Origin of the sequence: Streptococcus ferus DSM 20646 (assembly GCF_000372425.1) — a bacterium.
In the GTDB taxonomy this organism is placed as follows: domain Bacteria; phylum Bacillota; class Bacilli; order Lactobacillales; family Streptococcaceae; genus Streptococcus; species Streptococcus ferus.
Map to the genome: position 1 here is coordinate 205495 of NZ_AQVD01000003.1, position 13018 is coordinate 218512.

General features: G+C 43.2%; 14 protein-coding genes. 12 read left to right on the top strand and 2 right to left on the bottom strand.

Going from position 1 to position 13018, the window contains the following annotated elements:
* Positions 1–110: 110 nt before the first annotated feature.
* From A3GY_RS0106340 to A3GY_RS0106395, 12 genes are all read left to right on the top strand, one after another.
* Positions 111–1460, top strand: coding sequence for a glucose-6-phosphate isomerase (locus A3GY_RS0106340; RefSeq protein ID WP_026161960.1), 1350 nt, complete (start codon positions 111–113; stop codon positions 1458–1460).
* A gap of 185 nt (positions 1461–1645) precedes the next feature.
* Positions 1646–2446 (top strand): SDR family oxidoreductase, encoded by an 801-nt coding sequence (locus A3GY_RS0106345; RefSeq protein WP_018030578.1) that lies wholly within the window; start codon positions 1646–1648, stop codon positions 2444–2446.
* Positions 2447–2464: 18 nt separating this feature from the next.
* Entirely contained in the window at positions 2465–4330 is a 1866-nt protein-coding gene (locus tag A3GY_RS0106350) for a BglG family transcription antiterminator (RefSeq protein WP_018030579.1), read from the top strand.
* Positions 4327–4821 (top strand): transcriptional regulator GutM, encoded by a 495-nt coding sequence (locus A3GY_RS0106355; RefSeq protein ID WP_018030580.1) that lies wholly within the window; start codon positions 4327–4329, stop codon positions 4819–4821. Before A3GY_RS0106350 ends, A3GY_RS0106355 begins: the two co-directional genes overlap by 4 nt.
* Positions 4818–5360, top strand: coding sequence for a PTS glucitol/sorbitol transporter subunit IIC (srlA, locus tag A3GY_RS0106360; RefSeq protein WP_018030581.1), 543 nt, complete (start codon positions 4818–4820; stop codon positions 5358–5360). Before A3GY_RS0106355 ends, srlA begins: the two co-directional genes overlap by 4 nt.
* 13 nt (positions 5361–5373) lie before the next feature.
* A complete protein-coding gene (gene srlE / locus A3GY_RS0106365; RefSeq protein WP_018030582.1) occupies positions 5374–6366 on the top strand; it encodes a PTS glucitol/sorbitol transporter subunit IIB in 993 nt (330 codons plus the stop codon).
* 14 nt (positions 6367–6380) lie between these two features.
* A complete protein-coding gene (locus A3GY_RS0106370; RefSeq protein ID WP_018030583.1) occupies positions 6381–6746 on the top strand; it encodes a PTS glucitol/sorbitol transporter subunit IIA in 366 nt (121 codons plus the stop codon).
* Positions 6747–6880: 134 nt separating this feature from the next.
* Complete coding sequence (gene dapD, locus A3GY_RS0106375; RefSeq protein WP_018030584.1) at positions 6881–7579, top strand: 2,3,4,5-tetrahydropyridine-2,6-dicarboxylate N-acetyltransferase; 699 nt, start codon at positions 6881–6883, stop codon at positions 7577–7579.
* A gap of 82 nt (positions 7580–7661) precedes the next feature.
* On the top strand, positions 7662–8792 hold the full coding sequence (locus tag A3GY_RS0106380; protein ID WP_026161961.1) for an N-acetyldiaminopimelate deacetylase: 1131 nt from the start codon (positions 7662–7664) through the stop codon (positions 8790–8792).
* 96 nt (positions 8793–8888) lie between these two features.
* Positions 8889–9302, top strand: a complete 414-nt coding sequence (locus A3GY_RS0106385; RefSeq protein ID WP_018030586.1) for a cupin domain-containing protein — start codon at positions 8889–8891, stop codon at positions 9300–9302.
* Between the two features lie 441 nt (positions 9303–9743).
* The gene (locus A3GY_RS0106390; protein ID WP_018030587.1) at positions 9744–10271 is read left to right on the top strand and encodes a 5-formyltetrahydrofolate cyclo-ligase; all 528 of its coding nucleotides are present in this window, start codon (positions 9744–9746) and stop codon (positions 10269–10271) included.
* Positions 10264–10935 carry a rhomboid family intramembrane serine protease gene (locus A3GY_RS0106395; RefSeq protein WP_018030588.1) on the top strand — a complete coding sequence of 224 codons (672 nt, stop codon included), beginning with the start codon at positions 10264–10266 and terminating at the stop codon, positions 10933–10935. Before A3GY_RS0106390 ends, A3GY_RS0106395 begins: the two co-directional genes overlap by 8 nt.
* Before the next feature lie 30 nt (positions 10936–10965).
* Here A3GY_RS0106395 and galU read toward each other — a convergent pair whose 3' ends face one another.
* A complete protein-coding gene (gene galU / locus A3GY_RS0106400) occupies positions 10966–11871 on the bottom strand; it encodes a UTP--glucose-1-phosphate uridylyltransferase GalU (protein ID WP_018030589.1) in 906 nt (301 codons plus the stop codon).
* Positions 11861–12892 (bottom strand): NAD(P)H-dependent glycerol-3-phosphate dehydrogenase, encoded by a 1032-nt coding sequence (locus A3GY_RS0106405; protein WP_018030590.1) that lies wholly within the window; start codon positions 12890–12892, stop codon positions 11861–11863. The genes galU and A3GY_RS0106405 overlap by 11 nt, the downstream gene beginning before the upstream one ends.
* Positions 12893–13018: the final 126 nt, after the last annotated feature.

Here is a 13018-nt window from a genome sequence, read left to right on the forward strand (position 1 = left end):
TGTAAACGCAACCGTTTGCTCTATTTTGCAAATAAAATCACAAAATCATTGAAAAAAGCTATGGAAAAGAGTAAGATAGAGATACGACTGTATTTAGGAGGTTGTTAATGATGTCGCATATTAAATTCGATTATTCAAAAGTACTTGACAAATTTGTTGCACCGCACGAACTTGACTATCTGCAAGGGCAGGTAACGGTTGCAGACCAAGCCCTTCGTGAAGGCTCTGGCCCTGGCGGTGAAATGACAGGCTGGCTTAATTTGCCAGAAAACTATGACCGAGAAGAATTCGCCCGCATTAAAAAGGCTGCTGCTAAAATTCAGGCAGATAGTGATGTTCTGGTTGTGATTGGTATTGGCGGTTCATACTTGGGCGCGCGTGCTGCGATTGACTTTTTAAACAGCTCTTTTGTAAATCTTGAAAGCAAAGAAGAGCGTAAGGCACCGCAGATTCTCTATGCAGGGAACTCCATTTCTTCTAACTATTTAGCTGATTTGGTTGATTATGTTGCAGACAAGGATTTCTCTGTCAATGTTATTTCCAAATCAGGAACAACGACAGAACCAGCCATTGCTTTCCGTGTGTTCAAAGAACTGTTGGTTAAAAAGTACGGACAGGAAGAAGCCAACAAGCGTATTTATGCGACGACAGACCGTGTCAAAGGTGCTGTTAAAGTAGAAGCAGATGCTAATAACTGGGAAACCTTTGTTGTTCCAGACAGTGTCGGCGGCCGTTTCACGGTCTTGACAGCTGTCGGTCTTTTGCCGATTGCTGCTTCCGGAGCAGATCTCGATCAGCTGATGGCCGGTGCTAATGCTGCTCGCCAGGCTTATGCTTCAGACAAAATCGCTGACAATGAAGCCTACCAGTATGCAGCTATCCGTAATATCCTCTATCGTAAGGGTTATGTGACTGAAATTTTGGCCAACTATGAGCCGTCTCTTCAATACTTTAGCGAATGGTGGAAACAGTTGGCAGGGGAATCTGAGGGGAAAGACCAAAAAGGAATCTACCCAACCTCAGCCAACTTCTCAACAGACCTCCACTCTTTGGGACAGTTTATCCAAGAAGGCACACGTAATCTTTTTGAGACCGTTATCCGAGTTGATAAACCGCGTCAAAACATCTTGGTTCCAGAAGAAGCTGAAGACCTTGACGGACTTGGCTATCTCCAAGGTAAAGATGTTGACTATGTCAATAAAAAAGCAACAGATGGGGTTTTGCTTGCCCATACGGATGGCGGTGTGCCAAACACCTTCCTGACAATCCCTGAACAAGATGAGTTCACACTTGGCTATGTGATTTACTTTTTTGAATTAGCGATTGGTCTCTCAGGCTATCTCAACGGGGTCAACCCATTTGATCAACCGGGGGTAGAAGCCTATAAGAAAAATATGTTTGCCCTGCTTGGCAAACCAGGCTTTGAAGAACTCGGAGCTGAATTGAACGCGCGGTTGTAATGACAGATGGGTTCTTAAAATAGCGATTAAATGAAAAGATTTGGTTCTGCTTGGTGTGGAATCAAGTTTTTTTATTATTAGGGTAATTAGTCTACAATTTTTGCAATCACGCCTAAAAAGTCTGTCTTAATTTTATGGTGTAAGCGCTTTATAATAAAAGCATACCAAACAAAGGAGTGAAGGAAATGAAAGACTGGTTGAATATTCGAGGAAAAACAGTTGTTGTTACGGGCGCTTCATCGGGGATTGGGAAAGCTATCGTCGAAGAATTGCTGGCCTTAGAGGTTAATGTGGCTAACTTTGACCTCTCAGATAATGGTTTACAGCATGACAACCTATTTTTTGTTCAGGTTGATGTAACGTCTCGTCAGGAAGTTGAGTCTGGCGTTGAGGCTGTTCTGAAAAGGTTTGGAACCATTGATGGTCTTGTTAACAATGCAGGGATTAACCTGCCTCGTCTGTTAGTAGATCCTAAAAATCCACATGGGCCCTATGAACTGGATGAAAACACTTTTGAAAGAATCACCATGATTAATCAGAAAGGTCTCTATCTGGTTAGTCAGGCAGTAGCCAGGATTCTGGTAGCTAAAAATGCAGGTGTTATTATTAACATGGCTTCTGAAGCGGGTCTGGAAGGTTCTGAAGGGCAGAGTGCTTATGCAGCTACTAAAGCAGCCGTTTACAGTTACACCCGTTCATGGGCTAAAGAGCTTGGCAAGTATGGTGTTCGTGTGGTTGGGATTGCTCCTGGGATTATGGAGGCAACAGGTCTTCGTACCTTGGCCTATGAGGAAGCTTTGGCTTATACGCGAGGAAAGACCGTAGCTGATATTCGTGCAGGCTATGCTTCAACCAGTACAACTCCGCTTGGCAGAAGCGGAAAACTGAGTGAGGTGGCAGACCTTACCGCCTATTACCTATCTGATCGTTCTAGTTACATTACTGGCATAACGACTAATGTGGCAGGAGGTAAAACGAGAGGGTAGTCTTACAAAGGAGTAAATGTGACACAAATCGATCGTTGGTATCAAATTTTAAATCAGTTGCAAATGATGCCAGAAAAAGCTAAGAAGGAGTTACAGACGGAACTAGGGATCAGCCGTCAGACTCTAGACACTAGTATTGAACAACTTAATGATCTCTTGAAGGATGTGGCTAAGGTAGATGAGCAAGAGAGTCGTTTGCGGTTGATTGTCAGTGATTATGAACACTTTGAAGATGTTTTATTAGGGAGTTTGAAAAAAGAAAGTGATTTCAATGCGCCTAGTAAACGAATTAGTTATATCTTAAAACGCCTGATTGATGCGGATGAAAGTTTGCTGATTGACGATTTAGCTGATGAGATGATGGTTAGCAGAGGAACCATTAATAAGGACCTAAAAGTTGCTAAAGAGATTGCTAATCGCTATGACATTGCTATCATTGGTAGACCCAATAAGGGGCTTAGAGCTGAAGGTAGTGAATTTAATAAGCGTCTCCTCTATATCAATCAGGTTTATGACTATTTTGAAGTGGACAATGTTAGCGAGACTTTGGTGGCAGTTGTTACCAGTCTTTCTAAGCTTTACCATTTGCCTCGACATACCCAAATTCTTTTATTAAAGACTTTATCGACGATGATTGGGCGGCTTTCTGCTAAGCAATTTCTTGATCAGATCAATTTGCCTTTAGCGATTGTCGGTCAGGCAAATCCACTTTTGGAAGATATCCTGTATTGCCTTGAATCTGATTTGGAAATGACCCTAAGTCAAGCTGAACGAGATTTTCTGAGCTTATCGCTGAATTTACAGTACCACCAAGGTTTGCAAGGTGAGGGCTTATCTGAGGAACGATTGCAAACAATCTACCAAAAGATTATGTCTCAAATTCATCAGGAGGTGATTGTTACATTCAATGAAGAAGAGCTTTTCAAAGAATTGGAAGAGCATCTCAAATTTATGATCAACCGCCTGATTTTCAGGAATCAAATATCAGATATTTTTCAAGGAGAGTTAAGAGATAAATACCCCTTCGCCTATCGATTATCGGAAATTTCGGCAAAGGTGCTGGAAGCACAATTAGGTGTTAAGGTGGATGAGACTGAAATCAGTTATCTAGCACTTTACTTTGAAATGTTTCTTAAAGGAGCGGAAGTCGAGGAGGCCATTAAGCCTAAAATTGCTGTCGTTTGCAATACCGGCAGAGGGACAGCCAACATGATTCAACAGCAACTGCGTAAGGTACTAGGAGACCATGTTGAGATCGATCAGTATGCGGAGGAAACTTTTAATCTTCAAACCGTGAAAGATTACTTCGCAGTATTTACGACTTTTCCCCTTCGTTTTCAGCAAGAAGAGGTTCCGGTGATTCATCTGACCCACTTGTTCAATGAGAACTGGCTGATGGAAGAATGGCAAAAGGTGCAGAGACATCACCAAAAGCAAATGGATAAGACAAAGGCCCTATTGATGCGTCTGGGTCCTCAGGACAGTTACGAAGCTTATCTTCAGCAAATGATTGACTCCTTGGAGAATTTACAGTTTGTAGATGTGGATTTTCGGTATAGAATTTTTGAGAGAGAAGCTAGACAGACAAGTTTGTTTGGGCAAAATATCGCATTTCCCCATACGATCAACAAAGGAAGTCCGGATATTGTTCTGGGACTAGGTTTGCTAGAGGAACCTCTGTGGATTGAAGGAGAAAGTTTGGAATTCATCTTCTTACTGGCAATACCGGAGGTTCTTGGGGACGGTATGGAAGAAGATTTGCTTGATGTCTATGATGTGATTTTCAAATTTAGCAACGACACTCAGATGAAAGACACTTTGAGAAATATTCCGGATCAAGACAGATTGATAGAATGGTTAAAAGAAGGGAAGGTTTTGCAATGAATTCTATTTATATCCTCGGAATGGTTGTTATCTGCGCCTATGTTATACAGATTAGTTTTGGTTTGCAGCAACTTAAACACTTTAATCATGTTTTTTCTGAGTTGAGGCAAAAAGGCAGGGTAGCCATCGGCAGGCGCTCTGGCAAGATCAAAGCAGGGACCATTGTCATGTTTGCAATCGACGATAAAGGTAAGGTATTAGATGCTAGAAAAATGCAAGGAATAACTGTTCTGGCTAAATTTAAACCTATGCCGGATTATATCGGAGAAGACATTCATTATTTTGACGGCTATAATCCCCTGGTGCGGCGAGAAAATAAATTACTGCAGATTGCTATTGAAGATGCCAGAGAGCTATTTTTACGTATCGAAGCGGGCAACTATAGGGATGTTCCGAAGTCAGCCCCTACCTTTGATATCAGCTCGCAGCTTAACTTATTGTTTGCACATGTCAAATTATATATCAAAAATCATAAAAGGAGTTCGTTATGAATTATATTACACAATTTGCAGAAGCTTTCATGAAGCTCTTTCAGTTGGGTGGAGATACCTTTGTGTCATGGATGACAGGAATTGTCCCAGTGGTTCTGATGCTGCTAGTTGCTATGAATACCTTGATTGCCCTATTGGGTGAAGAAAAGGTTAACAAACTGGCTCAGATTTCAGCTAAAAATCCAATCAGCCGCTACATGATTTTACCTTTCATTTCAGCCTTTATGCTGGGAAATCCAATGGCAATCAGCATGGGACGGTTTATGCCAGAGTATTATAAACCAAGTTATGTGGCAGCTCAAATGCAGTTCTGCCATACTTCAAATGGTGTTTTCCCCCACATTAATCCCGGAGAGCTCTTTGTGTGGATGGGAATTGCGACAGGAATCAAAACGCTTGGCTTAAGTCAAATGGACCTGGCTATCCGTTACCTGCTGGTCGGTCTCCTCATGAATTTCATTGGCGGCTGGGTAACGGACTTTACGACAGCCTATGTTGCCAAGCAGCAAGGTGTGACCCTAAGCAAAACACTTGATTAGAAAGGAAAAGATGATGACTTATAAGAGTATTAAAGTAGTAAAAGGAACAGGTGGGTTTGGCGGTCCTTTGATCATAACGCCAACGGCTGAAAAGCATAAGTTCATCTATATTACTGGCGGTGGTGAAAAGCCTGATATAGTCGATAAAATTGCAAAATTAACAGGAATGGAGGCGGTCAATGGCTTTAAGACATCTATTCCCGATGAAGAGATTGCTTTAGCTATTGTTGATTGCGGAGGAACTCTTCGTTGCGGTATTTATCCTAAAAAAGGCATTCCCACTATCAATATTATTCCCACAGGAAAAAGCGGGCCGTTAGCACAATACATTACAGAAGAAATTTATGTTTCAAATGTAGGTGTGGATCAAATCCTACTTGCAGATGAAAGCGAAGCTAATCAGATGTTAGAAACATCAGTTCAGGAAAGCAAGCCCAGCTATGATACCTCTAAAAAAATTACAGAACAGCGTGCAGAAACAAGTTTAATTGCCAAGATTGGTATGGGAGCCGGTAAAGTAGTTGCCACTTTTAATCAGGCGGCACGTGAGGCTATTCAGACAATGCTGAATACCATTATCCCATTTATGGCTTTTGTTTCTCTCCTGATTGGTTTTATTCAAGGATCAGGTATCGGTAAAGTTTTAGCAAACCTGATGGTTCCCTTAGCAGGCAATGTTTGGGGCTTAGTGCTGATTGGTTTTATTTGTTCTTTGCCGTTTTTATCCCCTCTGCTTGGCCCTGGTGCTGTTATTAGTCAAATCATCGGAACTCTAATTGGTGTCGAAATTGGGAAGGGGAATATTCCACCGCAAATGGCGCTCCCTGCCTTATTTGCCATCAACACTCAAAATGGATGTGACTTTATTCCGGTTGCACTTGGTTTATCAGAAGCTAAATCAGAAACGGTTGAGGTCGGTGTGCCTTCAGTTCTTTACTCTCGTTTCTTGAATGGGGTTCCCCGTGTTGTCGTTGCATGGTTGGCTAGCTTTGGACTTTATAGCTGAAAAAAGGAGAGATAATGGAAAAAATATTTGATACCACCGTTATTGCAATCGGACCAGAAGCACCTGCTATGATTAGTGATGCGAATATGCTCATCCTTTTTGGAGCTGAGGCGCCGGAAGATTTAGCAGAGTATTGTTACAAGATTGATAATAAAGACCTGTCAGGCCAAATAGCCAAAGGAGGACAGTTGAAAGTGGGGGAACACATTTACCCCATTACGGCAGTTGGTGCAGTCGTTGATCAAAACCTTAAAGCTCTAGGTCACATCACAATCTCTTTAGATGGCTCTTCTGAAGAATCTCTGCCAGGAACACTTCATGTTCAGGGAGATAATAATCTGACAATTAGTGAAGGAACAAGGATTCAGATTTTGACATAACAATATTAGTACAAAAAGTTATAGACAGTAACTGTTTCTATAACTTTTTCTTTGGAATGGTCTAAATGGGTCAACTTCTCTGAATTTTCTGATATAATAGTAGGTAATTACTTTGGAATTGGAGATAGAGATAGATGACAGCAACAAAAATGTCTGCACAGGAAATTATTGCTTTTATTGGAAATGCTGAGAAGAAGACGAATGTCAAGGTGACGTTTGAGGGACAGCTGGCAGCAGAAGTGCCTGAAAATGTCCTCAAATTGGGCAATAGCCTTTTTGGAGATTGGAAAGATGTCCAACCTCTTTTGTCAGGCCTAACTGAGAATAAGGATTATGTCGTGGAGCAGGATGGCCGTAATTCAGCAGTTCCTTTACTTGATAAACGTTATCTTAATGCTCGGATTGAGCCAGGGGCGATTATCCGTGATCAGGTCACTATTGAGGACAATGCTGTTGTAATGATGGGGGCTGTTATCAATATCGGTGCCGAGATCGGCAGCGGAACCATGATTGATATGGGAGCTATTCTTGGCGGTCGTGCAACTGTCGGTAAAAACAGTCATATCGGTGCGGGAGCTGTTCTAGCTGGTGTGATTGAGCCTGCTTCGGCAGAGCCTGTTCGTGTTGGGGACAATGTTCTTGTGGGGGCTAATGCTGTTGTCATTGAAGGAGTGCAAATCGGCAATGGTTCTGTCGTTGCAGCAGGTGCTATTGTCACTCAAGATGTTCCGGAAAATGTTGTTGTGGCGGGAGTTCCTGCACGTGTCATCAAGACAATTGATGAAAAAACACAGCAAAAGACAGCCCTTGAGGATGCACTTCGCAACCTTTAAGCGTCCTGTCTAAAGAAAGCAGCAATAGGATATAAAAGCTTGTGACTCTCACAAGCTTTTCGGCCAAACAGAAGGACTAATGATGACGCTTGATTTGATTGCTACTCGCCGTGACCTGCACCAAATCCCTGAGATTGGTTTGCAAGAATATAAGACTCAGGCCTATCTCTTGGATAAAATTGCAGAGATAACCGCTAACAAAGACTTTATTGAACAAAAGACATGGCGTACAGGTATTCTCGTTTATTTAAAGGGGAGTGCGCCTGAGAAAACGATTGGCTGGCGGACAGATATTGATGGTCTCCCGATTACAGAAGAAACCGGTCTTGACTTTGCCAGCCAGCACCAAGGCCAGATGCATGCCTGTGGGCATGATTGTCATATGACAGTTGCCTTGGGGCTTTTGGATGTTTTGTCCCAAAAACAGCCTCGGCATAACCTGCTCTTTCTCTTTCAGCCTGCTGAGGAAAATCTTGCTGGGGGGAAACTGATGTACGAAGAGGGGGCTTTTGGCGATTGGCTGCCGGATGAGTTTTACGGGCTTCATGTTCGGCCGGACTTAAAAGTCGGTGATATTGCCACCAATCGCTCCACCCTTTTTGCGGGCACCTGTGAGGTTAAGATTACTTTCAAAGGAAAGGGAGGTCATGCCGCCTTTCCTCACGAAGCTAACGATGCTTTAGTAGCTGCGGCTTATTTTGTCACTCAGGTACAGACGGTGGTCAGCCGCAATGTTGATCCCATCCAGGGCGGTGTTGTAACCTTTGGCCACATGCAGGCAGGGACTACTAACAATGTCATCTCTGAAACCGCTTTTCTGCATGGGACGATTCGGACGCTGACTCAGGAGATGAGTCAGCACATTCAGGCTCGTGTTCGTCAGGTTGCTGAAGGTGTTGCCCAATCTTTCGGAATGTCTGTCGAGGTGGATTTGATCCAACAGGGCTATCTGCCGGTTGAAAATAATCCTGAACTGGCAGACCAGTTGATGGCTTTCTTTGAAGCCGAGGCCGATGTTCATCTGATTGATTGTTTGCCGGCCATGACAGGAGAAGACTTCGGTTATCTATTGCAGCAGGTTCCCGGAGTGATGTTCTGGTTGGGAGTCGATAGCCCTTATGCGCTTCATCATCCTAAAATGAGTCCCAAAGAAGAAGCCTTATCGTTTGCAGTGGCTAAGATTTCCAAATTCTTAGCCAGCAGATTGGCCTAAGGGCGTTGCCAAGTCAGACTGACCTGTCTGACTTTTTGCTTTACTTCTCTTTTGAAAAGGCATACAATGAGGGTAAGAATAAAGGAGGTCAGAGGTATGGTAAAAGACCATGGTAAAGAACCCTTGGTGCTGGACATTGAGGCTACAACCAAGGATAACGAGAACTATCGGACAACCTTGTGGACAGGCGATAAGATTCAGCTGACGGTTATGTCAATCAAACCCGGTGATGACATTGGTTTAGAGGTTCATCATGGGATTGAACAGTTCCTGCGGATTGAATCAGGAACAGGTGTCTGCAAAATGGGTCCAAGTGAGCAAGAACTGACGTTTGAACAGGCAGTAAAGGCAGATGATGCGATTTTTGTTCCGGCAGATTTTTGGCATAATGTTGAAAACACAGGAGATGTGCCTCTAAAACTATACACCATCTACGGTGGACCGGACCATGTGGCTGGAACCGTACATCCGACACATGACGATGCCAGAAACGACCCCAACGAGCATTAAGCTAGTGAATCTTAGGTTTGATGATTGAGACTGACTTGCGCTGATAAGAGCAGGTCAGTCTTTTTGGGGAAAAGCAAAAGCCCGTTGAGGCGTCTGAGGCTCTGCCATCTCACAAAAAAAGCAACCGATGGACGATCGGCTGCTAAAAAGGGGAGGGCGTCTGAGTTTCCTCAAACGCCCAGGAGATTTATGAAAAAGGGAAATAAGATAGGAAAGTCTATTTCCCTCCGCCACTTGGGGAAGTGGCTTAGGATAATCTTATTATAACATAGCTTTTTTAAAAAGCAAACATTATGCTCATTTATTTCATTCTTTTTTTGGAAAAATTTAATTTGATCATCAAATCATATGACTATGTGGGAATAAGACCTCATTTTCTAATGATGAAGTGATAAAAAGCTAGAAATAGGAAAAAAAGAGCAATCGTGATATGATAGAAGCATGACCAAAAAAGAGCAGCGTACAGCCATGATTAAGCGCTTGAAAAATCAAGACCAACAGCGAAAAGACGCAAGTGACCAGATATTATGTCACCAACTAACTCAGTTAGAAAGCTATCAAAATGCAGACACCATTGCCACCTATCTGGCTCTGCCTTTTGAATTTAATACACAGCTGCTGATTGAGCAGGCGCAAAAAGATGGCAAAACCCTTCTTGTTCCTAAGACCTACTCCGAAGGGAGGATGATCTTTGTCGTCTATGACAAAACGGATTTAGCCTTGACGAAATTTGGTCTTCTGGAACCTCAGAGTGAACGTGAAGTGCCTAAAGAAAGCATCGATTTGATTCATGTTCCAGGTCTCATCTTTAACTCTGAAGGTTACCGAATCGGCTATGGCGCTGGTTACTATGATCGCTATCTGTCAGACTATTCAGGCAGAACGGTGTCCACCATCTATGCTTGTCAGCAAGGAGCATTTGTTCCGTCGGCCCACGATATTTCTGTAGAGAAGGTACTTTATGATTAAAATGATGAAACAATACCCGACAACCCTATTTTTACTGTCCATAACCAGCCTGGTGTTTTTGGCCATGCAGTTTTTCTATATGGGAAATGCCAGCACAGCTCCTATTATTTACCAATTTGGCGGTATGTATGGTCAGGCCCTGAGGCTTGATCCCAGTCAGATTTGGCGGCTGATAACGCCTATTTTTGTTCATATTGGCTGGGAACATTTTTTATTTAATGGGATAACCCTTTATTTTCTGGGGCAAGTCGCGGAGAGCATCTGGGGATCTTGGAAATTTTTGGCCATTTATATTTTGTCAGGTATTATGGGAAATCTCTTTACCTTTTTCCTGACACCAGATGTGGTAGCAGCTGGGGCTTCAACGTCAATCTTTGGTCTGTTTACAGCTCTTGTAGTGGCTGGCCATTTTAGCGGCAATCCTTATCTGAGACAGCTGGGACAGACTTATCAAGCCTTAATTGTCATCAACTTACTCTTCAATCTCTTTACTCCTGGGATCAGTATGGTTGGCCATCTGGGAGGGATTGTCGGCGGTCTGCTCTGTGCTTTCTTTTTGCCGAACGACAGTAGCAAGAGGGCATTTAAACCATGGTATGCTCCCTTAAGCCTAACGCTTTATAGCTTCTTTATTCTGGCACTTCTCTTTAACCTCTATTATTAAGCTAAAAGGTTCTCCATAAGGAGAACCTTTTTAGTTATCAGAAGTGCCGCTGAGCTTTTTGCCGAGGTCAATAATATATTGTTTTAGGTCATCTTTGACTTGTGGGTGATTGAGGCCATATTCGATAGAAGTTTTCATATAGCCAAATTTATCGCCGACATCAAAACGCTGGCCGCTAAATTCTCTGGCAAAGACACGCTGGGTTTTATTGAGGGTATCGATGGCATCTGTTAATTGGATTTCATCGCCGGCACCTGGTGCTTGATTTTCAAGAATACCAAAAATTTCAGGGGTTAAAAGGTAGCGTCCGATGATGGCTAAATCACTTGGTGCTTGGTCTGGGCTAGGTTTTTCCACAAAGGTTTCGACGCTGTAAAGTCCGTCAATTCCTTCTCCTTGAGGAGCAATCACACCGTAAGCCGAAACTTCTTCATGAGGGACCGGCATGACAGCAATGGTTGAGGCATGTGTCTTTTCATAATCATTGATGAGTTGCTGGGTTAGAGGGATACTGTTGTCATTGATATCCATTAAATCATCCCCCAGCATCACCATAAAGGGTTCATTGCCCACAAAGGCCTTGGCCTGAAGGACCGCATCCCCCAGTCCGCGAGGGTGGCTTTGGCGGATGAAATGAAGGTTGATTCCGGTTGTTTCATCGACTAGTTTTAGCAAGTCATTTTTCTTTTTGACTTTGAGGTTATATTCCAGTTCAAAGTTGGAATCAAAGTGGTCTTCAATGGAACGTTTTGATTTTCCTGTGACAACGAGGATGTCTTCAATTCCAGATTTTAAAGCTTCTTCAACGATAAACTGAATCGTTGGTTTATCCACAATTGGCAGCATCTCTTTGGCTAAGGCCTTGGTGGCAGGCAAGAAACGGGTTCCCAGACCGGCAGCTGGGATAACAGCTTTTTTAACTTTTTTAGTCGGCATCTGCAGTACTCCATTCATTTTCTGATTTAAATTCGGTAGACATCATGTCCAGAATAGCTGTTTTGACATCTTTTCCTTCATAAATAGTTTGGTAGATGGCCGTTGTGATAGGCATATAGACACCCAGCTCTTGGGAGAGTTCGTAGGCGACCTTGGTGGTGGAAAGGCCTTCAATGACCATTCCCATATTTTTTTCGACATCCTCTAACTTCTCGCCGCGTCCGAGGGCATCACCAGCCCGCCAATTGCGGGAATGTACAGAGGTTCCTGTTACAATCAAATCACCAACGCCAGACAGGCCGCTGTAGGTTAAAGGGTTAGCCCCCATCTTAACTCCCAGACGGGTGATTTCGGCCAAACCGCGTGTGATGACAGCGGCCTTGGCATTATCACCGTAGCCCATGCCGTGAAGAGCTCCGGCCCCGACGGCAATAATGTTTTTAAGAGCCCCGGCAGTTTCAACCCCGATAACGTCCGAATTAGTATAGAGACGGAAATAACGATTGCTGAATAATTGCTGCACATACTTGGCGGCTTCTAAGTCTTTAGAAGCTGCGGTAATAAGGGTGATGTCACGGACAATGGTTTCTTCAGCATGGCTGGGACCTGAGACAACAACAATCTCACTGCGAAGATCAGCTGGGATTTCTTCCTCGAGAATGGTTGAAAGCCTCTCGTGAGTACCTGGCTCAAGTCCTTTAGAGGCGTGCATAATTATAACTTTGTGGTCTAAGGTTTCGGCAACCTGTTTAGCCACTAGTCTTGTGACCTTAGTCGGCACAACGAAAAGGACTGCGTCAACACCAGCCAATGCCTCACCTAAGTCTTTATAGGCTTTGATGTTTTCATCGAGGACAATATCCTTAAAATAGCGCTTGTTGGTGTGTTGTTCATTGATTTCGTCAATTTGATCAGGGATATTTCCCCAGATACGAACCTCGTGGCCATTGTCATTCAAGACTTGAGAAAGGGCCGTGCCCCAAGAGCCGGGTCCTAAAACAGCGATGGTTTGTTTTATCATTTGTTTCTCCTCTATTGAACATAGAAAGTCATTCTCATTATATCATAAAGTGCTTTCATTTGTCTGTTTCGATTTGTTTCAGAGGCCAGAATAATTGACTTATCAAGAGAATTTGATAGAATAGTA